Annotated in this window: 16 protein-coding genes and 1 pseudogene; 12 read left to right on the top strand and 5 right to left on the bottom strand. The window is 58.0% G+C overall.

The window, feature by feature from the left end; genetic code table 11:
• Positions 1-217 precede the first annotated feature (217 nt).
• The 7 genes and pseudogenes from RSSM_RS20970 to gluQRS all read left to right on the top strand — a co-directional run bounded on the left by RSSM_RS20970 (position 218) and on the right by gluQRS (position 8,892).
• Positions 218-790, top strand: a complete 573-nt coding sequence (locus RSSM_RS20970) for an ECF-type sigma factor (protein WP_008683604.1) — start codon at positions 218-220, stop codon at positions 788-790.
• 16 nt (positions 791-806) lie between these two features.
• Positions 807-3,272, top strand: coding sequence for a serine/threonine protein kinase (locus tag RSSM_RS20965; RefSeq protein WP_008683603.1), 2,466 nt, complete (start codon positions 807-809; stop codon positions 3,270-3,272).
• Positions 3,273-3,478: 206 nt separating this feature from the next.
• Positions 3,479-4,528 (top strand): aldose epimerase family protein, encoded by a 1,050-nt coding sequence (locus RSSM_RS20960; RefSeq protein ID WP_008683599.1) that lies wholly within the window; start codon positions 3,479-3,481, stop codon positions 4,526-4,528.
• 97 nt (positions 4,529-4,625) lie between these two features.
• Positions 4,626-5,252: pseudogene (locus tag RSSM_RS35225) on the top strand (sodium:solute symporter family transporter); the annotation flags it as partial.
• Between the two features lie 130 nt (positions 5,253-5,382).
• Positions 5,383-6,390, top strand: a complete 1,008-nt coding sequence (locus tag RSSM_RS35220) for a sodium:solute symporter family transporter (protein ID WP_261340262.1) — start codon at positions 5,383-5,385, stop codon at positions 6,388-6,390.
• 18 nt (positions 6,391-6,408) lie between these two features.
• Positions 6,409-7,797, top strand: coding sequence for an asparagine--tRNA ligase (gene asnS / locus RSSM_RS20945; RefSeq protein ID WP_008683594.1), 1,389 nt, complete (start codon positions 6,409-6,411; stop codon positions 7,795-7,797).
• A 15-nt stretch (positions 7,798-7,812) separates the two neighbouring features.
• Positions 7,813-8,892: a tRNA glutamyl-Q(34) synthetase GluQRS gene (gene gluQRS, locus RSSM_RS20940; RefSeq protein ID WP_008683592.1), complete on the top strand. Its 1,080-nt coding sequence runs from the start codon at positions 7,813-7,815 to the stop codon at positions 8,890-8,892.
• 19 nt (positions 8,893-8,911) lie between these two features.
• On the opposite strand, the gene RSSM_RS20935 is transcribed toward gluQRS, so the two are convergent.
• Positions 8,912-9,799, bottom strand: a complete 888-nt coding sequence (locus RSSM_RS20935; protein ID WP_008683590.1) for a LysR family transcriptional regulator — start codon at positions 9,797-9,799, stop codon at positions 8,912-8,914.
• 255 nt (positions 9,800-10,054) lie between these two features.
• On the opposite strand from RSSM_RS20935, the gene RSSM_RS20930 reads away from it, so the two are divergent.
• Entirely contained in the window at positions 10,055-12,697 is a 2,643-nt protein-coding gene (locus RSSM_RS20930) for an alpha/beta hydrolase-fold protein (protein WP_008683588.1), read from the top strand.
• Between the two features lie 32 nt (positions 12,698-12,729).
• Here the strand turns inward: RSSM_RS20930 and RSSM_RS20925 are convergent, their stop codons facing one another.
• The 3 genes from RSSM_RS20925 to RSSM_RS20915 form a co-directional block, all read right to left on the bottom strand.
• Positions 12,730-14,862, bottom strand: coding sequence for a MutS family DNA mismatch repair protein (locus RSSM_RS20925; RefSeq protein WP_008683586.1), 2,133 nt, complete (start codon positions 14,860-14,862; stop codon positions 12,730-12,732).
• A gap of 5 nt (positions 14,863-14,867) precedes the next feature.
• A complete protein-coding gene (locus RSSM_RS20920) occupies positions 14,868-16,571 on the bottom strand; it encodes a hypothetical protein (RefSeq protein WP_044303171.1) in 1,704 nt (567 codons plus the stop codon).
• A 168-nt stretch (positions 16,572-16,739) separates the two neighbouring features.
• A complete protein-coding gene (locus RSSM_RS20915; RefSeq protein ID WP_008683582.1) occupies positions 16,740-17,387 on the bottom strand; it encodes a DUF502 domain-containing protein in 648 nt (215 codons plus the stop codon).
• Positions 17,388-17,827: 440 nt separating this feature from the next.
• On the opposite strand from RSSM_RS20915, the gene glmS reads away from it, so the two are divergent.
• The 4 genes from glmS to leuD all read left to right on the top strand — a co-directional run bounded on the left by glmS (position 17,828) and on the right by leuD (position 22,453).
• Complete coding sequence (gene glmS, locus RSSM_RS20910; protein ID WP_008683580.1) at positions 17,828-19,681, top strand: glutamine--fructose-6-phosphate transaminase (isomerizing); 1,854 nt, start codon at positions 17,828-17,830, stop codon at positions 19,679-19,681.
• A 134-nt stretch (positions 19,682-19,815) separates the two neighbouring features.
• Positions 19,816-20,016, top strand: coding sequence for a hypothetical protein (locus RSSM_RS20905; protein WP_008683578.1), 201 nt, complete (start codon positions 19,816-19,818; stop codon positions 20,014-20,016).
• Between the two features lie 218 nt (positions 20,017-20,234).
• Positions 20,235-21,692 (top strand): 3-isopropylmalate dehydratase large subunit, encoded by a 1,458-nt coding sequence (gene leuC, locus RSSM_RS20900; protein ID WP_008683576.1) that lies wholly within the window; start codon positions 20,235-20,237, stop codon positions 21,690-21,692.
• A gap of 167 nt (positions 21,693-21,859) precedes the next feature.
• The gene (gene leuD / locus RSSM_RS20895; protein ID WP_008683574.1) at positions 21,860-22,453 is read left to right on the top strand and encodes a 3-isopropylmalate dehydratase small subunit; all 594 of its coding nucleotides are present in this window, start codon (positions 21,860-21,862) and stop codon (positions 22,451-22,453) included.
• Positions 22,454-22,643: 190 nt separating this feature from the next.
• On the opposite strand, the gene RSSM_RS20890 is transcribed toward leuD, so the two are convergent.
• Positions 22,644-23,375 (bottom strand): PIG-L deacetylase family protein, encoded by a 732-nt coding sequence (locus tag RSSM_RS20890; protein WP_044303177.1) that lies wholly within the window; start codon positions 23,373-23,375, stop codon positions 22,644-22,646.
• Positions 23,376-23,499: the final 124 nt, after the last annotated feature.

Here is a 23,499-nt window from a genome sequence, read left to right as displayed (position 1 = left end):
TCAGACGCCGGTTGTTGCGGGAGTTGATCACCACGAAACGCACGAATGCCACGAAAGCTGGTCGCCGTCCCTCTTTTCGTGTATTTCGTGGTCCGCATCCGTGTCTGGGATTCTGCGAGATTATTTCATGAGAAAATGTTGCAAAGGGTGGCCCTTGGTGCTGGTGGATCTCGCATGGTGCTCTGGTGTGATCCGAAACGGGCTACAATAGAACTCCATGGCTAGCGAAGTAACACAGATTCTCAGTGCGATTGACCAGGGCGACCGTCAGGCGGCGGGCCAATTGCTGCCGCTGGTTTATGACGAGCTACGGCGACTCGCGTCACAAAAGATGACGCGGGAACCGGCAGGGCATACGATCCAGCCGACTGCATTGGTTCACGAAGCTTTTCTGCGGTTGGTCGGCAGCGAAGACCTGCCGAGCTGGGACAGCCGCGGGCACTTCTTTGCTGCGGCGGCGGAATCGATGCGGCGGATTTTGATCGAAGCGGCACGTCGCCGGAAAACCGAAAAACGTGGCGGCGATCGTCAGCGAATCGACTTGTCGTCCGAAGATGTCGTAGAACACCCCGAAGACTCCGAAACCCTGCTCGCTCTCGACGAAGCGTTGCAAAAACTCGAGAGCGAGGACCAGGAATTGGCGCGGCTCGTCGAACTGCGTTACTTCACCGGCCTGACGATCGACCAAACAGCGGAACTGCTCTGCGTCTCTCCGCGAACAGTCAAACGCAACTGGGCGTACGCACGCGCCTGGCTCCGCCGCGAGATGGAAGGAGACGGGCCGGCCTGAGTTGCCGCGTCGTATCATGGCAAATGCGAGCGAACGTTCCATCTTCGTCGACGCGATCGATTTCGAAGACCCGCACAAACGCAAAGCGTTTCTTGACGAGGCGTGTGGCGACGATGTCGAACTGCGGGCGGGCGTCGAAGCGTTGCTCCGTGCTCACGACGCGCCCGAGAACGCGTTGGACAAACCACCGATCGATGCCTCACCTGGCTTGACTTCTCAAACGATCGGCTCTCTGATCGGGCCGTATCGGCTGATGGAACAAATCGGCGAAGGCGGCTTTGGGCTGGTTTACGTCGCCCAGCAAGAACGCCCGGTGCAACGAAAGGTTGCTCTGAAGATCGTCAAACCGGGAACGGGTACCAAGGAAGTCTTGGCGAGGTTCGATGCCGAACGCCAAGCCGTTGCGATGATGGACCATCCCAACATCGCCAAAGTCTTTGACGCGGGAGTCACCGAAGACGGACGACCTTACTTTGTCATGGAACTCGTCCGGGGAGTGCCTATCACCGAGTTCGCCGACGCGCACCAACTATCGATCCGAGAACGCCTGTCCCTTTTTACCGACGTTTGCTCGGCGGTACACCACGCTCATCAGAAAGGAGTGATCCATCGTGACATCAAACCGTCCAACGTGATGGTGACCCTGCACGATGACCGCCCGGTAGTGAAAGTGATCGATTTCGGGATCGCGAAGGCGATCGGTCAATCACTCACCGACCAAACCATTTACACGCGGTTCTTCTCAATGATGGGCACACCGCTGTACATGAGCCCCGAACAAGCCGAGATGAGCGGATTGGATGTCGATACCCGCAGCGACATCTACTCCCTCGGCGTCCTGCTGTACGAGTTGTTAGCCGGCGATACGCCTTTCGATCGCGAGCGTCTCGACTCGGCGGGGCTCGATGAAATGCGGCGGATCATTCGCGAGGAAGATCCGCCACGGCCGAGCCAACGCATGACGACCATCAACGACCATGCGACCACCGTTTCGACGGCGAGGCGGGTCGATCCCAAACGGCTTTGCTCGAGCCTTCGCGGCGACCTGGACTGGATCGTGATGAAGGCACTCGAGAAGGATCGCAACCGCCGCTACGATTCGGCGGCGGAGATGGCCAGCGACATCCACCGGCATCTTTCCGAGCAACCGATCCAAGCCCGACCACCAACGCTGGTCTATCAGCTCCGAAAATTCACGCGGCGGCACCGGGTTGCGATCGCGACGTTTTCAATGGTTGCATTCGCGATGATCATCGGAACCGCAGTCAGCATTTGGCAGATGCGGGTGGCCTATCACGAGCGAGACTTAAAGGAGATCGCACTCCGCGAGGCCAACCAAGCCAAACGGGACGTTGAACAATTCGCTCTCGTCGTGGCAACCGCCAATTCACTCGTCGCCAACGCTCAAACGCATACCGGGGCGGGACGTTGGAAGGCGGCGCGGGAAAACTTTGACGCAGCGATCCAGCAGCAACCTAGTTACGACTTACCATGGGTGAGCCGGGCGCAGTTCTACACGCGGCTGAACCTTTGGAACGAAGCCGCCGCCGACTATGAGTACGCGATGTCGCTCGGTTCGCCCACCGACACTCCGCAGTGGTGGGGCGTCGTCGCCCTGTTCGACTGGACCGGAAAAGAACAGGCGGCTCGCGAGTTGTGCCAACAACTCGACGCCCGGATCGAGAAGGACGAACCGATTCAGCAGTGGGAGTTCGTTCGCAACTGCCTGACCTGCCCGACCGGCATCAGCGACGAGTCATTCGGTAAGCTCGCCCGATGGACACGAAAAGAACTCGACGCACCTCGAATCTTGCCGGACGCGCGAGGCAACCGCCCGCCGGACTTTCCGCCCGCAGGGTCACCGTGGGCAGTTCAGAAAAAACCGAACAACGATCCGCAGCCGCTTGATTGGGCAGATTTTCGAATGGAGCCGCCCGGGTCCCCGTCACCTCACGATGCGTACTTGGATTCGCCGTTGCCGTATCGGCCCCCTTACCGCCCGAAACCGGGGCCACGCGATCACCCACGACGACCGCCGGCCCCAGGTTCGGTGAATACCGGGCGTCAGCGTCCACCGGAGTCGCCTCACGAATTGCCGCTGAACGTCCAGCAATACACCGCCGGGATTGCTCACCTGCGCGCCGGGAAATCTGACGAGGCCATCGACCTGCTCAAGACGGCCCAGCGTGATCGGTCATGGCCGGCGAGTTGGTTGGTCGACGCCCCGTTGGCCATCGCCTACCAACAACGCGGTCAAACCCAGCAAGCCGTCGAAACGTTGCAACGATCGCGTGAGTCTCTCGCGGAAGTCACCGAGATGCTCAACAAAGTAAACACGATCGACGACAAGCCGCCATGGTTTGACTTCGTCGAGTACCTGATTTTCTACCGCGAGGCGTGCGAGAAAATCGAAGGAGCACCGCCGAGCGATTTGCCGTCGTTCGAAGAAGCACATCAGCGAACGTGGGCGAGTCTCTGGTAGACGTTCGGCTGAAATCTCAGCATGCCTCTCCGCTGGCGTCTCAGAAAACCGCATGTCGTTGGTGGACGCCTGCCTCGCTGCGTCGAGACGTCGCGTCCTGCGGGACTGGTGAATCGACGTGATGTGCGGGTAAACTCCTGCAGCCGACCGCTGCAGATGCCGGTGCCGCTGCGCCGCCCGACTCCTTCGACCTTCAAATCAACACCATGAGTATCATTGCCGTCCCTTTTGGCGAGACGTCCGACGGGGCTCCGGTGACCAAAGTCACGCTGACCAACAAATCAGGCAATCACGTCAGCGTGATGAACTGGGGCGCGTCGCTGTTGGAGGTGGTCGTGCCGGATCGGTCCGGCAAACGTGAGAACATCAACTTCGTTTTCGAATCGCTCGAAGGTTACCTGGGGAAGCACTCCGGTTTCGGCAGCACGATCGGTCGTTTTTGCAATCGGATCGGACTGGGCCAATTCACCATCGACGGGGTCAAACATCAAGTTACCGTCAACAAGGGCAAGCATTGCCTGCACGGGGGAGCGGTCAACTTTTCGCATCATAATTGGTCTACCGAATTGATCCCGGCCGATGAGGCTCGTGGCGAAACCGAAGACCGTGTTCGCTACACCCTGGTCAGCCCTGATGGCGACGAAGGGTTCCCCGGTGAATTGACCGTGACGGCGGAATACGGTTGGAACGATGCGAATGAGTTGACGCTGGAGTACCGGGCCACCACGACGGCGCCCACTCCCGTCAATTTGACCAATCACAGTTACTGGAATCTCGGCGGCGTCGATTCCGGCATCGCACTGAATCACGAGGCAATGATTCACAGCAGCAAACTGCTGGACACCGACGAGGATCAAATCCCAACCGGCGACATCCTGGACGTCGACAACACGCCGTTTGACTTTCGCAAACCCATGCCGTTTGCCAGACACATCGAATCCTTGCCCGCGACAAAAGGCTACGACCACTGCTACGTCATCGACGGCGAAACCGGGACACTACGCCCCGCGGCTCGCGTGACCGATCCGGTGTCGGGCCGCGTCATGGAACTGGAAACGACTTTCCCCGGCATGCAACTGTATACAGCCAATAATCTCAAAGGCGATGCCTCGAGTGCCGGGTATCCTCCGCACACGTCGTTCTGTCTCGAGACGCAATATTACCCCGATGCGCCCAACCACGCGAACTTTCCCTCGACGGTACTGCGTCCAGGCGAGAGTTTTCACGAAAAAACCGTCCATCGCTTCATTTCATAGGCTCACACGGGCGCGCTGAATATCGTAAAACATGCGTCAACGCATGGCGTCGCTCCCGAGCAACCATGCCCCATCCCCGCCATCTGATTAGTCCGCCATGAATATTCTCGAAGTTGTACTGTTTCTCGGATCCGTGATCGGCGTGATCGCGCTGGGCATCTGGATGGCGTCCGAACCAGATGACGGCGACCCGACAAACGACGCATCGGATTACTTTCTCGCCGGCCGTGGGCTGACGTGGTGGTTGGTCGGATTCTCGTTGATCGCCGCTAACATTTCGACCGAACAATTCGTCGGGATGTCGGGATCGGCGGCAAACTGGTTGGGGATGGCGATCGCCTCCTACGAATGGATGGCGGCGGTCACGTTGGTAGTGGTCGGCTTCCTGTTCCTGCCGCGGTTCCTCAAGGCAGGCTTGTTCACGATTCCTGAATTCTTGGAATACCGTTTCGGACCGATCGCCCGTTTGGTGATGGCCATCCCGGCCGTGGTGACGTTGGTGTTCGTCGCAACGTCATCGGTGATCTTTTCCGGTGCGAAGTTTATCTCCGAGTACTACAACACGGTTCCGGTCCTGAACAATTTGACCGCGATGTGTTGGTTGATCGCGTTGTTTGCGGCGGCATACGTTTTCGTCGGCGGACTCAAAGCCTGTGCGTGGACCGATTTGGTCTGGGGTTCAGCGTTGATCGTGGGCGGCATTGTGGTGATGACGATGGCGTTCATTCAGTTGTCGGATCGCCCGGCCGAAGAGTTGATCGAAACGAAAGTCGCTAACTCCGACGCGACCGTTGCTGATTTAGAAGAAGCCGGGTTCTGGAGAAGGTTTATTTTGCTCAACGACGGCGTCGACAATGAAGCGGTCGCGGTCAACGGCCCCAACGGCAGCGGCGGAAAAACCCACATGGTCCGGCCCAAGGAAGACCCCCGAGTTGCCGTGGACGGCTCTGATCGTTGGCCTCTGGATTCCGAACTTTTTCTACTGGGGTTTGAACCAATACATCGTTCAACGAACCCTGGGTTCGAAGTCGCTCGCCGAAGGCCAGAAGGGGATCGTGTTCGCGGCGTTCATGAAGTTGTTGATTCCGTTCCTGGTCGTGATCCCCGGGATTCTGGCGTACAACTTGTTTGCCGAAGACTTGTTTAATTCAGCGACCAACGAATACGACTACGACCGGGCATTCCCTGTGCTGGTTCGGAACCTGATCAAACCGTACCCGATGATCTCGTGGTTCATCCTGGCGGCTCTTTCGGGTGCCGTGATCAGCTCGCTCGCATCGATGTTGAACTCGGCATCCACGCTCGCGACGATGGACTTGTATGCCAAGGTCACTCACGAGAAAGACCAAAACAAACTGGTCATGGTCGGCCGAGTGTTCGTTGTCCTGTTCGTTCTGTTGTCCGCGTTGGTTGCCCCATCGCTGGATAACTTCACCAGCATTTTCACTTACATCCAAGAGTTCCAAGGGTTCATCTCGCCAGGCATTCTGGCTGTGTTCCTGCTCGGTTTCTTTTCGCCCCGAACGCCGAAATATTATGGAACGCTTGGTATCATCGTGAACGTGATCGCCTACGGTGCGTTCAAATGGTTCCTCGGTCCGATCATGGTCGAGAACGGTTGGTGGTACGCCGATCAGATCGCGTTCCTCGACCGGATGGCGTTGTGCTTCTTCATCGTGCTGTTGACCGGTTTGGTCGTGACCTTGGTGAATCCTCTCAAGACCCCCGGTCCTGATGCCAGTGAACGAGAAGATGAACCTCGAATCATCCAAGGGCGCCCAGATCGCGGGCGGGTTAATTATCTTGGCGACCATGGGCCTCTACTACTATTTCTGGTAAATAGTGGTGGATCCTTTCGATAACCCCAAAGTGAGTACTCCATGGATTGGAAGACGATCGACGCTTGTCGACGCTGCGAAACATTGCCTCAAAGAGTTGAAGTTCGCGGTTGGGTTCGCACCCGCCGCGACAGCAAGGGGGGCTTCAGTTTCATTGAGGTTAACGACGGAACCTGCCTCGGTAATCTCCAGGTCGTTGCTCCGGGCGAACTCGACAACTACGCGTCCGAGGTCCAAAAACTGACCGCGGGTTGCAGTGTTGTCGTTCAAGGTGAGCTGGTCGAATCACCCGCGAAGGGGCAATCCACGGAACTGCACGCACAATCCGTTCGCGTGATCGGTTGGTGCGACGGCGAAACCTACCCGTTGCAGAAAAAACGCCATTCGTTCGAAAAGCTCCGCGAGTGGTCCCACCTGCGTGCCCGCACGAACACGCTCGGCGCGGTGATGCGGGTCCGCAATCGGCTCAGTCAATCGATCCACCGATTTTTCGACGATGCCGGTTTCTATTACCTGCACACTCCGATTGTGACTGCGAGTGACTGCGAAGGCGCGGGCGAAATGTTCCGCGTGACGACGTTGGACCTCGAAAAACTCGCCGGCAGCAACCGTCCGTTCGATCCGTCACAGGATTTCTTTGGCAAACCCACGCACCTGACCGTCAGTGGCCAACTCGAAGGCGAAACCTACGCCAGCGCGTTGTCGAAGATCTACACCTTCGGCCCGACGTTCCGCGCCGAGAACAGCAACACGTCGCGGCACCTGGCTGAATTTTGGATGGTCGAACCGGAGGCCGCGTTCTTCGACCTTCGCGACAACATGAAGCTCGCCGAGTCGTTCCTCAAACACATCTTTTCGGATGTATTGGAACACTGCGCCGAGGACATGGAGTTCTTTGACCAACGGATCGAAAAGGGAAAAATCGATCAAGTGAAATCAGTGATCGAAAAACCTTTCGAACACATGACGTACACCGAGGCTGTTGATCGCCTGACGTCGTCGAAGGAGTCGTTCGAGTATCCGGTCAAATGGGGAATTGACCTTCAAGCCGAACATGAGAAATACCTCACCCAGCTCGTCGACGGGCCTTTGATCCTGACCGACTACCCGTCGACGATCAAGCCGTTCTACATGCGAGTTAGCGACGATGAAAAGACGGTCGCGGCGATGGACGTGTTGGTACCAGGCGTCGGCGAAATCATCGGCGGCAGCCAGCGAGAAGAACGCCTCGACGTCCTGCTTCGACGTATGAACGAAGCGGGACTCGATGAGAAGGAATACTGGTGGTACATCGACCTTCGTCGCTTCGGCAGCGTACCGCACGCCGGATTCGGGCTCGGCCTCGAACGTGCTGTCCAGTACGCGACAGGGATGACCAACATCCGTGATGTGATCCCTTTTCCGAGAACTCCCGGCAACGCGGAATTCTGACACGAAATCGCCGACGTGCTCTCCCAAACCACCGCGACAAATCCAGTCTGCCGGTTGGCCCCGTCTCCAACCGGGGCTCAACACCTCGGCAACGCGCGGACTTTCTTGATCGCCTACTGGAGTGCCCGCGCGCAAAACGCCCGCCTGCTGCTGCGGATCGAAGACATTGACTCGCCACGAGTGAAACCGTGGGCAACCCACCAGGCGATCGAGGACCTCGCGTGGCTAGGGATTGAACATGACGGCTCCCCGATAATTCAAACACAACGCACGGAACTCTACCAGGAACTGCTCGATCGGCTCCTCGCCGACGACCGCGTTTACCCGTGCACCTGTTCCCGCAAAGACATCGAAACGGCCGCCTCAGCGCCCCACGAACAACGTCCACCGAGTGCTCCGTCGTCTGACGGCCAACTCACCTTCGAACGCGAACTCATCGCCGAAGGCCAGTTCACCGCCGAAGGCCAACTTTCTGTCGACGCAGAATCAACGCTGTATCCGGGCACTTGCAGCGGTTGGCGGTTCGGGCAGGCGATGCCTGAGGAAGGCAGCTACTGCCTGCGGTTTCGAATCGATCCCACGCCGATGACTTTTAGCGATCAGATCGCGGGCAATGTGCACTGCATCCCAACGACCGCGATCGGTGACTTCCCGGTCACCCGCAAAGAAGGCGTCGCGGCGTACCAGCTCGCTGTCGTGGTTGACGACATCGATGCGGGAGTCACCGAAGTCGTCCGCGGCGATGATTTGCTAGTCAGCACGTTCCGCCAACTGCAGCTCTATCACTACCTCGGCGCCCCGCCTCCCACGTATGCGCATGCCCCGCTCGTCGTCGGAGAGGACGGCCGCCGACTGGCTAAACGCCATGGCGACACGCGATTGTCACAGTACCGAGAACAGGGCGTTGCACCGGAGACGATCGTCGCCTGGGCGGCTCGGTCAGCGATGGGAACCCAAGAAACGTTTCCGAGCCAAACCGAAACAGCGAGCTGGGAGCTTCGCCGTTGGCACGATGAAATGATCGCTCGCTTCGATTGGTCACAAATCTCACGCGAACGGATCTGTTTCGCCGAATCAGAAGGCTTCGGTTGCTAAGGACGGATCGTGATCGGCCTCACGAGAATTGCTTGCTGACGTAGTCGTGGATCGCCTCTCGGAATCGGATCAACAGTTGGCTTTGGAACCGGTATGGATTCCAAATCGCGACGACCGTACGTTTGGGTTTCGCACCGCTTAATGAACGATAGACGCGGCGATCGGTCTGGTCGAGGTTCTTCGCCATTTCAGGTATCAGCGAAACTCCGTGCGACAACGCAACGAGTTCTTGAACCATCGCCAACTGGTTCGCTCGCTCGACCGCGAGCGGGTGAACCGACCGCTGCCGACAAAACGAGACGATGTTATCCGAGAGACAGTGAGCTTCGTTGAGCAGCACAAACGGCTCGTGTTGGATGTCGCTCAGACGAATCTGCTTTTTCGTTGTCAACGGATGATCCGGAGGCATCACGAGACTCAACTCTTCATCGAACAGATTGTCGATCTCGACATACTTCGTAGGGATGGGCAACGCGAGGATCGCCACATCGAGTTCGCCTTGTTTGCACCGCCGCACGAGGTTGTCTGTCGTGTCTTCCTGCACGATCAGATTGGCATTGGGAAACTGGTCCGCGAACTGACGCAGCAACTCGGGGAGAAAGTACGGTGCGATTGTTGGAATCGCGCCGATCCGCAGTCGCCCCGTCTGCCCGTCGTCGCAGATTTCCGCCTTCATGTCTTCGACGATCAGCAGGATCTGTTCGGCGCGAGATTGAAAGATCAGACCAGCGTCCGTCAACTCCACGCAGCGAGGCTTCCTTTCAAAGAGAGGCTGCCCGACTTCGTCTTCGAGTCGCTGGATCGCACGACTGAGTGCCGACTGCGAAAGGCTCAGCCGTTCCGCAGCGTGAGTGAAGTTTTTCGTTTCGGCAACGCACTGAAAGTACGCCAGTTGGTCCATGTCCATGTCGGATTCTCTCGTTGATCACGCGCCCGAGGCAAAACATTGTTGCCCGCCACGAATAGGCCGCGCACGCGCTATGCGTTGTTGACATCGCAGCCATCGTAACGGTGCGTTGATCGCAAGACCATTGGCGGGATCGTTCGGCGATGTCGCCTGACTAGAAAACTCCGTCGATCGGATTGAGTACAATCATGGCACGCCGAAATTAACCGGCCCCGCCTTCCTCCCTCGCATTTCCCCACCCGAGGTTCACAGCCGATGAGAACTCGTTTCACATCTCTTCGATGCATTACCATTCATCGCATCGCCATTCTTCTTTGCATCTTCTCTTGCGGATCCATCCACAAAACGTTTGCTCAGCCGTCCACGGACGATGTCAACCCGCACGCGAAAACTCAATCCGATCCCCCACGCGGAACAGTCACCTCTGGGACCTTCAATCGCAGCGATATTTACCCGGGAACGACTCGCGATTATCGCGTTTACGTTCCGGCCCAGTACAACTCGCAAACACCCGCAAATTTGATGGTGTTCATGGACGGGCTGAACTACGCACGAGAAAAGGGAAATTTCCGTGTACCTCACGTGCTCGACGATCTGATTCACCGTGGTGAAATTCCGGTGACGGTCGCGGTCTTCGTGAATCCAGGAACGATTCCGCCGGTGCAACCCGGAGCGAAACCGCGCAGCAATCGCTCCTTCGAGTATGACTCGATGTCGGATCGTTACGTACGGTTTCTCGTCGACGAGTTTCTGCCCACCGCGTTGAAAGGGATCGAAGTATCAACCGACCCGGCAGACCGTGCCGTTTGTGGCATCTCTTCCGGAGGCATCTGCGCGTGGACGGCCGCGTGGGAGAGGCCGGACCAATTCGGCAAAGTACTCAGCCACATCGGCAGCTTCACAAACATCCGCGGCGGGTGGGCCTACCCGGGTTTGATTCGCAAAACGCAAGGCGATCCCAAACCGATCAAAGTCTACCTGCAGGAAGGCAAAGACGACCTGAACAACGTGCACGGGAGTTGGCCACTCGCTAACCATGACATGTCCGCTGCGCTTCGGTTTGCCGGCTATCAAAGCAAACTTGTGATCACCGAGGGAGGCCATACGTCAAAGTACGGTGGCGTCGAACTGCCCAACGCACTGCGATGGTTGTGGGACGAGAACGCGAAGAGCGACGAAGTTGTGAACCGCGAAACCAACCCCCAATGGCAGCCTCATCAGGACGCCGTCGTCCACGACGATATCCCGCAGGGAAACCTGTTCAAAATGCCAGCGTGGGAGTCAACAATCTTTCCAAACACGACTCGCGATTGGTGGATCTACGTTCCCGAGCAATACGACGAGTCAAAACCCGCCGCGTTGATGGTGTTTCAAGACGGCAAACGATTGTCAAACCGGGAGGGCCGGTGGAGGATTCCCACGGTCTTCGACAACCTGATCGCAAAAGGGGACATGCCACCGACGATTGGTGTGTTCATCGATCCGGGACATCACCTGTCCAAACCACGGTTCAAGAATAAGTCATCGAATCGGGGTTTCGAATACGACAGTCTCGGCGACCGCTATGCACGGTTCCTTACCGAAGAGATCCTTCCGGAAGTTGAAAGCCGGTACAACATCACTAAGGATCCGAAAGGGCGTGCGATCGGCGGATCGAGTTCCGGAGCGATCTGCGCGTTCACGGTCGCGTGGCAGCGTCCTGATCTTTTCTCCAAGGTCTACTCGAGCGTGGGTAGTTTCACGAACCTGCGCGGCGGAAACGCGTATCCCGCGATCGTTCGCAAAACCGAACCGAAACCGATTCGTGTCTACATGGCCGACACCAGCGGTGATATCGACAACCGTTTTGGCAGTTGGCCGTGGGCGAACCAGCGAATGGCAGCGAGCCTTCAATACATGGGCTATGACGCGCGTTTCGACTGGGCCGAGGGTTACGCTCACAACGCGGACTACGGCAGCTCACGCTTTCCTGACGCCATGAAATGGCTGTGGCGAGACGCCGAGCACACACCGTCCACCGACACGTCCGACGACCTCCGCGGCGACGTCACTCTTTTGAACCTACTGATTCCCTCGGAAACGTGGGAAGTGGTCGTCGATGGGATCGGTTTCGCCGATGCACCGTGTGCGGACGATGACGGTAATTTCTACTTCAGCGACATGCGAGAGCCAGCGATCTACCGCATCAACGCGAGTGACGGAACCCAAGACAAGATCGCTGCCGAAGCGGTTAGCGGACTCGAGTTCGGCCCCAATGGCACGCTGTATGGATGCCAAGGGAGAAAGAAACGTGTCATCGCCATCAACCTCGGCAATGGGAACGTTGACGTTGTCGCTGAAAACGTAACACCCAACGACTTAGCGGTTACCGACGACGGATACATCCTGATAACGGAAACGAAAGCCAAACAGGTGACTCGCATCAATCCCAAAACAGGCGAACGAACAGTGATGGACACCGGGATCACGCGGCCCAACGGTATCGTACTCTCGCCCGACGGCGGCACGCTCGTGGTGTCGGATCACGGAGGTCAGCACGCATGGATGATGCGTGTCGGAGCGGAGGGAACCCTCGACTCCAAGATGCCAACGATCACGTTGCGACTGCCGATTGATCCCAAAGGCGATTTCCCGTTCAACGAACCACCACCCTACGTCGACGCCTCTCGGGGCGACGGATCGGCCGTCGACTCGGCAGGAAGGTACTACATCACGAGTGCCGTGGGAGTGCAAATCTTCGACGCGACGGGCCGAATGTGCGGAGTACTCCCCGCACCCAATCCCAACAAACCGCTGACGAGTTGTGTGCTCGCTGGTCCGGATCACGAACATTTATACGTGACCAACGGCGACGCGATTTATCGCAGAAAACTCACGATCCGGCGGCCCACTCGCTAGTCGCGATACACAAACCAGATGCGATCGGCCGCCTAAGATGACTCTTCACCGAGGCCAACCATCTCGAGCAATCGGAGTGCGTTGGTTGTCGGTGACACTCCGTCTCGCATCCGGTAGTCGAACGTCATTCGTTCATCACCATCAGCATCCGGCGTGATCGTTTCGCGGAAGTGGACGGTGTGAGCGATCCGCATCAACTCAGGTTCATCGGCGAGTTCGAGGTCGTGCGTCGTAATCGCCCCGATTGCGCCGCTCTCGACGAGCATTCCCAACACGCGGGTGACCGCAATCTGGCGTTCGCGACTATTGGTTCCTTGTAAAATCTCGTCCAACAGAAACAACAAACGTCGAGGTGACTCACGGCGTTGGCTCGAACCGTTTGCGGCCTCCGCTTGAGCCGATCTGTGGAGCTGGCGAGCATGCTCCACGACGGCGGCCAAACGATTCAGCTCTGCCATGTAAAACGAAACGCCTTGGCTGAGGTCATCGCTGACTCGGATGCTCGTTGCCATTTCGATCGCGGGCAAACGCATCGCCGAACAGCAGACCGGTGCGCCCGCCATGGCGAGGGAAACGTTCAGACCGACGCTGCGCAGCATCGTGCTCTTTCCCGACATGTTGCTACCGGTGACCAACAGCAACGTTCCCGCCGGACCAATGGAGACGTCGTTGCGGACCCGCATCGTGTCCTGCAGGAGGGGATGCCCGAGCCGTTCGCAACGGACGATCGAATCGTCAGCGGAGTCGGAATTGTTCTTCGAATCAAAGCCCCCGGCACTCCACTGCGGGGCCGCCCAACGAGGGTACTCATCAGCGAGTGCGGCGAGCGACAATAACGATTCGAGTTCACCGAGCGAGGTAAACCAATCCTCGGCGTTCTTGGCATAACGTTCTTTCCATTCTTCGAGCCGACGCAGCACGCGGACATCCCAGAGACCGAACGCTTGCAACGGAAGATAGATTAAGAACGTGGCTGCGGAATGCTTCAATGCACCGGCTTTCGCGATCGATCCCAACTCCCTCATCGCGAGCCCGGCCGATTGGCCGCCATGACCAGGGTCTCCAAGGAACGTTCGACGAATTCTCGCAGTCAACTCGTTCGACGAAGCCCCCTCCGGTGCATCAGTTGGTAGCAACTCTGCCGACTGGAACAACTCCGCGTAATCATCAACGCTGCGTCGAGACTGAATCGCGACCGAAAAGATCTGTGCGACCGGACCGAGCATCAACGAGGCGATGGACAGGTTCAACACCGCGATCCCGATCAACGCAAAGAACGAGATTCGCGTGAGGTCTCGGTCCTGCATCAATGTTGCCGCGACGAGCGCTATCAAACACAACACCGACGCCACCGCGGTCAGGTTTGACCACGGCGATAGCCAACGACGCGAAGGAAGCCACGGTGGACTGCTGGCCCACTGCACGAACGACTCCGGGTCTCCGGTCGACGTACCTACTTCACGAGCGAGCGTATAAAAACGCAACCGTGCGTCACGTTGATCGGCGAGTGCGGCGACGGCGTGGTGTCGGTCCTGCGCTACCGCGGGATCGACCGGTTCGGTCAACCAACCCGCGAGCGTTCTCTGACCAGGGGTCGTCGCCGCCATCGATACCAGTTGAAACAGAGATGAATCACCGAGCAGATCCAAATCCCCGGCAAGGTAGCGTTGGCGTTCGTTGAGTTTGACAACGTCAGAAATTTGCCCGATCGGATCGGCAACGAGCGTGGCCCAGTCCCGATCGAGCCGGGCACAGAGTCGTCGCAGCGTCCGAGCCTCGTTTTGCCGGATTTCAATCTGCATCCGAACCGTTTCGTTTTTGACAACCGCGACGAGGAAAGCCAAAAACGCAACGATCGCGACGGCGATCCAAAACGGATGGCCGGTGGTCGTTGAAAAACCGATGCCGATGACCATCGCAAAAAACAGCGTGACGCGGACCGTGCCGAACTTTGAATCGGTTGCGGAATACTGTTGCAACTCAGCATCGATGCTCGACAACTGCCCGCGATACCGGTCGCGGGCCTCCTGGCAACTGTCGAGAGGGTCTACCGGAGTCGCATCGCTTGCGTTGGTGGTGTGGGAATTCAGAGGATCGGAACCGACCGCGACATGATCAGATTCGGCTCGGTTGCCCGATTCGGGCTGGGAAGAATGTTCGGACATCCGTATCAGGCTGCATCCATTTGGGCGGGCGCGCGTGGCGGCGACGTGGCGGCCGCATCGATTACTTTCAGAGCGATGCGATCTTGAAGATTGGGCCGGAAGATCGTAAGCAGCAACAGCGGCAGAAACCATCCCATGTACAACCCGCCGCCATAGCCGTGCCAAAACTGAGCCGCGATCATCAAAGCCGCCGAGCAACTGATCAGGATGCCAAGATTCTTCTGGGCGGGCCAAATCGCCAGAAAGATACTCAGGATGACAAAGGCCACGATCACCGGCAGACGCCAAACCGGATTCCACCCGAGTTCCCAAACACCACGCGGGTCCTGCGTCGGGAAGAAGAGCCCGAACATCTGTCGTAAGTGTTCAAAGAAAGGCTCGGTCCCGTCGAGCACGAGCAGCGCCATCAACACACCAATCATCGACAGAACGCCGATGGCAAAACGCCGAGCCCCTCGCTGCCAATAGAAACTGAACCAAAGCGGCAACAGAAAGAACGGGTAGTAAACCAGTCCCGCAGCGGCCCCGACGAACAATCCCGAGAAGAACGGTTTACGGTACAGCAGGATCGCCCAAAGCAGCAGCGCCGCCGGCACCACGTGATCGACCCGACCGGTCATTTGCGCCGTGTAAGGCATCAACAGATACAACGTGGCACAGCCCGCTCCGGCGCGGAGGTTTCCAAAATGGCGATTGCCGATCAGCAGGATTCCGATCAGGATCGCCGATTGGCTGATGATGGCGATGATCTTTGCGATCGCGGCGCGACTCTGCTGCGCCGGCGATAACTCATCGAGCGTTGGCGGTTCGGCTCCTCCGATCACTTCGCTGATGGGGCGAACTGGAATCGTCGGTAACATGTTCATCAACGCGTAGCCCGGGCCAAGTTCGGGGCCTTGTTCGCGTTGGATTTCCGGCGTGCTGGCGACCACGTTCGCCATCATGAAAATGAACAGAGAGATACCGAGGAAGTTCAACCCACCGGTCGTCAGGTTCGGATCCAACAAAGGCCGCCGGACCATCAACGGGTCGAGCAACATGCGGATCATCAAACCCATCTCGATCACAAACAACCAAATGAATCCGTTCCGCCGCATCGACGTCGCTGAATCGTAGGCTGCGATCTGTTCGGGAGTCCGAGGGTCCGCGACCTCAGCAGATTGGTGTGCATCCAGAGCGGGGGCTGTATCCAGAGCGGTTGGATCAGGAGCGGGGGCTGAATCTTGCGACTGGGAAACGAGCGTCTGACCACCTGATTCGTTCGGAGCGTCCGAGTCTCGCAAAAGTTCTGCGTCCCCTAGTGCTGCGTCCCCAAAAAGTTCTGCGTCCCCCGCGGGTTCCGACGAATCGTTTGGAAATGGCTCGCTGCCGCGAACACTCGTCTGCACCGGAGCCGCCTGATCTGAACCGGACGCCCCCGGCTTCGTTTTCTCCTGCGATGACGTGGAGTCCTCTATCGACAGCGACTCGCCAGCGGATCGTTGCTGGGCGAGCGTTTGAACCAGCTCTCGATCCAAACGGGTTTGTCGACGGTATCCTTCGTTGACCATCAACAATCCCGGCGCGAGCAAAATCAGCAGCAGGATGTCGAGATTACGGATGCTCCAAAAACGCCGAAAAACGAAGAACAATCCGATCGTCAAAAACGACGACATGTACACCCACGTCGTGGGATCAGGTCGACGATAATAAAGAAGGAATTCGCTCATCGCGACAGAGCCTGATTGACCGGAACCGGCGACGAACCAGCCCGAAGGAGAGAACGTTCAGTGGAGGAGAGGGGGTGTCCGTTTTTTCACAAAACAACTGTTTGTTAGGATAAACCGACAAGGGCATCACGGATATCCCCAGGCATCGGTCGCGGCAGGCACGTTAAATCAATCGTGCACCGATTCGCCTCGCAAGATTTTCTGCGAGTCCACCCCGAGCTTTTCGAAAGCCCCCAAGACGTCGGGGAAGGGCGTCTCGATCGGCTCAACTCGATCCGGCGTGACGTTAATCACCGATCCACTCCACGGGTCAGGCGATCCGGGTAGGAACACGGTCACATGTTCGGGATGCGTGGCCGACTGCGAATCCTCGGTCCTCTCTACCTCAAACGCAATTCGGGAATAACCCTCGAGCCGCACGTGGACTGGTTTGAGGCGATTCCTCGAGACTTCCCCGCCAATGTTTCCGCTGAGCTGTTCTTTGAAGATCGCGTAACGTGGAAACATCATCAACAGATACTTCTCGACCCAACCGGTGAACTGTTTCGCCACCGATCGGCTGGCCAAAATCCCTGCGGTGAAACAAGCCAGGATCAACACCAACAGAGCGATTGCAAAGATCAACGCGTACCCGGTGGCATCGTTGATGCCCAAATAGTCTCGCAGGATTGGCTGAATTTCCACCGCGATCGCGAAAACCACCTGAGCGATCTGGCCCAGGAAAAAACACAGCACGGCAAAAGGCAGCAGAAAGAAGACTCCACCGATCGCGGTTGCTCGCAAAAACGAGAGTTGCCGGGTGACATGATGCTTCACAACGGGATTCCATCAATTCGGAACGAAGAATTCGGCCGATGCTCTTTCCAGTCAGTCGCATCGAAGCCGGCCGACTTTCATCGGTTGGGTCGAACAAATCGGGCTGGCGATAGGTCGGGAAAGACAAATGAAAACGGCGTCGCCGCTCCGCCGAACCTCTCACCGACCAGGGCCCGAAAAACCGTACATCGGGGCGAGAACAAAAGTAAATTGCAAAACACCCAAGGAACGACTAAGGTACCCCCTACCTGGGCCGCATCGTTGCTCGCTCTTGACGTCGGCTGATCTAGCTGCGAAACCGAGAGGATCACAAGTTATTTTGCGAACCGAAACCGACCAAACGGTGTAGACTCGTTCACCGTTTGTGATCATAGCAATCGCGTTCGTCAAAAGCGTGCTTTTGCCCCGCGACCCTGAATAACCAAGGCTTAATCAAAGCGATGTGCGGAATAGTTGGATATGTTGGCGGCGAAGACGCGGCAGAGTTCCTGATTGACGGACTCCGCCGGCTGGAATATCGCGGATACGACAGTGCCGGGGTTGCGATTTTTGGCGACGCGGACATTGCGATCACGCGATCGGTCGGCAGAATTCAATCGCTCGCTGACCGCCTGGGCACGCCTCCGCCGGGCACGCTCGGGCTCGGCCACACCCGCTGGGCCACCCACGGGCCGGCAACGGAAGAGAACGCGCACCCGCACATCGGCGGCGATGGCGAAGTCGTCCTGGTTCATAACGGGGTGATCGAAAACTATCAGGCCCTCAAGGATGGCTTGATCGAGAAAGGCTACCAATTCACATCGGCGACCGACTCCGAAGTCATCGCTCACTTGATCGCCGAAGGTCTCGCCCAAACGCCACCGACCGACGACCAACCGCACGCACGCTACGTGACCGCGGTCCAGTGGGCGATCGGCCAACTCCGCGGGACCTACGGTTTGGCCGTGGTCTTCCGCGACAAACCAGGCTTCCTGATTGCTGCTCGCTTCGGCAGTCCACTCGTTATCGGCGTCGGACGGGGCGAGTACTTCGTCGCCAGCGACGCGTCCCCGATCGCCGGCCGGACCGACCGGATCGTCTATCTCGCCGACCATCAACTCGCGGTTTTGACCGCCGATGGCTTCTCGGTACTGCATCGCGACAGCGGCAAAGTCCGCGTCAATATCCAACCGCTCGAAGCCGAATCGGGTGAAGTCAGCCTGAACGGCTACGAGCACTACATGCTCAAGGAAATCTACGAACAACCCGACGCCCTGCGAAACGCGATGCGGGGTCGCCTGAACGACCAAGACGCGACCGCGGTCTTCGGCGGGCTCAACCTGACGCCGCAGCAACTTCGCAGCGTCGAACGAATCATCCTGACCGGCTGCGGAACGAGTTGGCACTCCGCCCTCGTCGGCGAATACATGATCGAGGAACTCGCGAGAATTCCGGTCTGCGTCGAATACGCCAGCGAGCTGCGGTACCGCAACCCGCCGATCGAAAACAACACCCTCGTGTTCGGGATCACGCAAAGTGGCGAGACCGCCGATACCCTCGCGGCTCTCAACGAAACCAAGCGAAAAGGGCACCGGACGTTGGCAATCTGCAACGTCGTCGGCAGTTCCATTGCACAGGCCTCCGACGGCGGCGTCTACCTTCACGCAGGCCCGGAAATCGGCGTTGCGAGCACGAAAGCCTTCACCAGTCAGTGCTGCGTGTTGGCGATGTTGGCCCTGTATTTCGGCCGGACTCGACACACCAGTTTCGAGACCGGAGAGCGAATTATCGAGGACCTCCGTCGCCTGCCGGCGATGATCGAGCAAGCATTGACCTGCGACGCGGAAGTTCGAAAGGTCGCCGAGAAGTACCAATCGGCGAGCAACGTCCTCTACCTCGGACGTCGGTACAACTTCCCCACCGCACTCGAGGGGGCCCTCAAACTCAAAGAAATCAGCTACATCCACGCCGAAGGCTACCCGGCGGCGGAAATGAAGCACGGCCCGATCGCGTTGGTCGATGCCGACACCCCGAGCGTTTTCATCATGCCCCGAGGCACCACCTACGACAAAGTGCTCTCAAACATGGAAGAAGTGAAGGCACGCGGAGGCCCCGTGATCGCCATCGCGAGCTCCGAAGACACAGAAATCCGCAAAATCGCGGACGATGTCATCACGATTCCCGAAGCTCCGGAGTTCCTGCAGCCGATTATAACTGTCGTACCGCTGCAATTACTTTCGTACCATATTGCAGTTTTGAGGGGTTGTGACGTGGACAAACCACGCAACTTAGCTAAGAGCGTGACGGTTGAGTAAAGTTTGCATTGTGGGAAGAAAAATTAAGATTATCCTTTTCAACAGCTGCGACCACGAACTAAAATAACTGAACGCCTGTTCTGCAGGTTTTTCTCATCGATGACCCTACTTCTTTCGCGACGGACACTTCTATCATGGAAAATCGAGGACTGAGCTACAACTCACGGAAAGCACTGATGGTCAACATCGGCGAAAACGCCGGATCCGAAGTCGCCGACCTGATCTCGCAACTGATCAACGAAGTCGACGAACTGCGACGGACCAAGGTCAGCATCACCCGGATCGTTCCGGGCCAAACCGAACAGGTCAAAGAGTACATCGAGGAACCGGTTTAGGTCGGAGGTTACCGACAACAAGTAGACAGGCCACAACTGCGAGGCGATCAGACGCAGGTGCGGTCTGCAGACTGCAGATGCGGCCTGATAGGACGCCGAGTTGTGGCGACGAAGACGCCTTCGCTTGACATTTTGCGTCCGAGTGTCGACAGTGTGGACGATGCGGTGGGAATTGGTTCTCGCCCCTCGTTTCCCTGCTTTTTGACTCGCCCCGCTAGATGTCTGACTCAAACGCTGCCGCTGCGGAAGCAACGGCCTCTACACCCGCCCCGACCGGCAACCGTACGTTGCTCGACAAGATCTGGGACGACCATTTGGTGCACGCTCCTGAGGGAGAAGCGTCGATTCTCTACATCGACCTGCACTTGGTACACGAGGTCACCAGCCCACAAGCGTTTGAAGGCCTCCGCATCAACAACCGTGGAGTTCGCCGGCCCGAACGCACCATCGCGACTCCCGATCACAACGTCCCGACGAGCGACCGCAGTCTGCCCATCGCAGACCCGATCAGTCGCAAACAGATCGAAACCCTGCGTGAAAACTGCAAAGAGTTCGGTGTCGAACTGTTCGACATCCACGACGTCCGCCAAGGGATTGTTCACGTCATCGGGCCTGAGAATGGGTACACCCAACCAGGCATGACTATCGTTTGCGGCGACTCGCACACCGCTACGCACGGAGCCTTTGGTGCGCTCGCGTTCGGGATCGGAACGAGCGAAGTCGAACACGTTTTGGCGACCCAAACGCTGCTGCAGTACAAACCGAAAACGTTTGAACTGCGGGTCGACGGCGAACTGCCTCGAGGCGTCACCGCCAAAGACATGATCCTGTACCTGATCGGACAGATCGGGACCGCGGGAGGCACCGGATACGTTCTCGAATACACCGGCGACTGCGTCCGCGCGTTGACGATGGAAGAACGGATGACGGTCTGCAACATGTCGATCGAAGCGGGAGCCCGCGCCGGCATGATCGCCCCTGACCAAACCACGTTTGACTACCTGCGTGGCCGTCCCGAAGCGCCGAAAGACTTCGACGCCGCCGTCGAACGGTGGAAGAAACTGCCGTCGGATTCGGGTGCCACTTACGATCGCAGCAACGTCTACCAAGGCAGCGACATCCAACCTCAAGTCACATGGGGCACCAACCCGGGGCAGGTTGTTGGCATCGACGCGCGTGTCCCGGACCCGGGCGATTCGACGGACCCGACCGAGCAAAAGACGACCGCTCTGTCGCTGCAGTACATGGACCTCAAAGCGGGCACACCGATCACCGAGATCGACATCAACCGCGTCTTCATCGGATCCTGCACCAACGCCCGCATCGAAGATTTGCGTGCCGCCGCCGCGGTCGTCAAAGGACACCGCTGCAGCGACAAAGTCAACGCGATGGTGGTTCCAGGCAGCGGACAGGTCAAAGCCCAAGCCGAGAAGGAAGGCCTCGACAAAATCTTCACCGAAGCCGGAATGGATTGGCGTGAAGCCGGTTGCAGCATGTGCCTGGCAATGAACCCGGACAAACTCGCCCCCGGCGAACGATGTGCGAGTACCAGCAACCGAAACTTCGAAGGCCGCCAAGGTAAAGGCGGACGTACTCACTTGGTCAGTCCTGCCATGGCTGCCGCGGCATCGGTGGCAGGCCACTTCGTTGACATTCGAGATTGGGACTACAAGTAACCAACTCCCGTCCGCAGCGGCGTGGGCAGCGAGCCCAGACGGACTCCTTCCCACGCCCCGTTTGTCGCTGCTCATTGTTGTCACTGCCAATCGCTGTTGCTGCCCATTGTTGTCGCGGCCCATTGAATAGGCACTCCCGTCAACCGCTCTCCACACACGCTCCCATCATGCAAAACTTCACCATTCATCAAGGCGTCGTCGCCACCCTCGACCGAGCCAACGTCGACACCGACGCGATCATCCCCAAGCAATTCCTCAAACGAATCGAACGAACCGGCTTCGGCCAATTCCTCTTCTTCGACTGGCGTTTCCTCGACGACGGCGAGACCGAGAACCCCGACTTCGAACTCAACCGAGTCAACGTCAAAGGCGCCTCGATTCTCATCGCACGGCAGAACTTCGGCAGCGGCAGCAGCCGTGAACACGCCGTTTGGGCTCTGGACGATTACGGCTTTCGCGCGGTGATCGCGCCGTCGTTCGCAGACATCTTCTACAACAACTCGTTCAAAAACGGTTTGCTGCCGATCGTGCTCAGCGAAGAAGACGTCGAAGAACTCTTCCAACGTGCCGCCAAAGGCAACCCGTACCAATTGACGGTTAACCTCGAAGACCAAACCGTCTCCGACGGCGAAGGGTTCGAGCGATCGTTCGAGGTTGATCCCAGCCGTCGACACAAACTTTTGCACGGCCTCGACGACATCGCACTGACACTGCAACATGAAGATAAGATCAGTGCCTACGAAGCCAAGATGTTTAGCTGATCGGGTCACGCTTTCCGGTGGCGTCCGCTAGTGTCGCCCACCGGCTAAACGCCCGAAACATCTCGGCATGAACAACGTCAGGACGAACAACCGCGAATGAGCGTTTCCACCGCGCCGCACTCCGACATCGGAATGCGGCCGTTTTTTTAACCGGTTTGGCAACTCGTTCGTTGCCACCTCATCGGCTCTTTCAATTGCCGCGTCTGCCCGGGCCGAACATCTCCAACAACAGATCATCGGCCGGGTGCCCGTGTCCTCGGTGTTGCACGAATGCCTCCGCAGCATCGACGCCACACTGGCGACCTCTCTCAACGCTGTGCGTTCGCATTGATTCGATGTAGTTATCGATGCCGTTGTGCGACCGCAACCAATCCCGCTGGCTTTGATGACAGGCCAACATTGAAGCCTTCAGCTCGAGTTGTCCTGAAATGTCGACAAACGTGGTCGGTTCTATCAGGTCACCCATGCGATCCCGCCCACCGAGTCCGTCACAGTAATAAACTCGCGGCACCGTCGCCCCATCGCCGAGCGGAACATCAGAAGCGTTGGGCGCCGCATAAACAAAACTCGCCGCCCGCCCGAGTCGGCCGGTCATTTCGTGATCGGAATGATAGTCCGACATCGGCATCGTGATCACCAGACTCGGTGTGATTCTGCGAAACAGATCGATCGTCTTTTGCAGCGATTGCCGATCGTAAACCACGCGACCATCTGGTTCGCCGAGACAATGGAAAGTCGCCCCGGCAAGCTCCGCCGCCCGCGTTCCTTCCTCCACTCGCATCGCTGCCGTTTCCTCGGGACCGAGCGACTGCGAGCCACAGTCCCCGGCGGTCACCGTCGCAATGTGGATCTCCCACCCCGACCGCGACAACCGAATGAGGGTTCCCGCGCAGGTCATCTCGGCGTCATCGGGATGCGCCATCAACGCGACCGCCACCTTCCGTTTGGGCACATCGTGAGTGCTCGCCAATTCCTCTCTCCTATTTCCGGGCTACTGAAAACCACCATGTTAACTCGCCCGAGATAATCCGTCGCGGGAGTTCCAC

It is taken from the genome of Aporhodopirellula sallentina SM41 (assembly GCF_000346505.1).
Taxonomy (GTDB): Bacteria; Planctomycetota; Planctomycetia; order Pirellulales; family Pirellulaceae; genus Rhodopirellula; species Rhodopirellula sallentina.
This window is presented reverse-complemented; position numbering and strand designations above follow the sequence as displayed.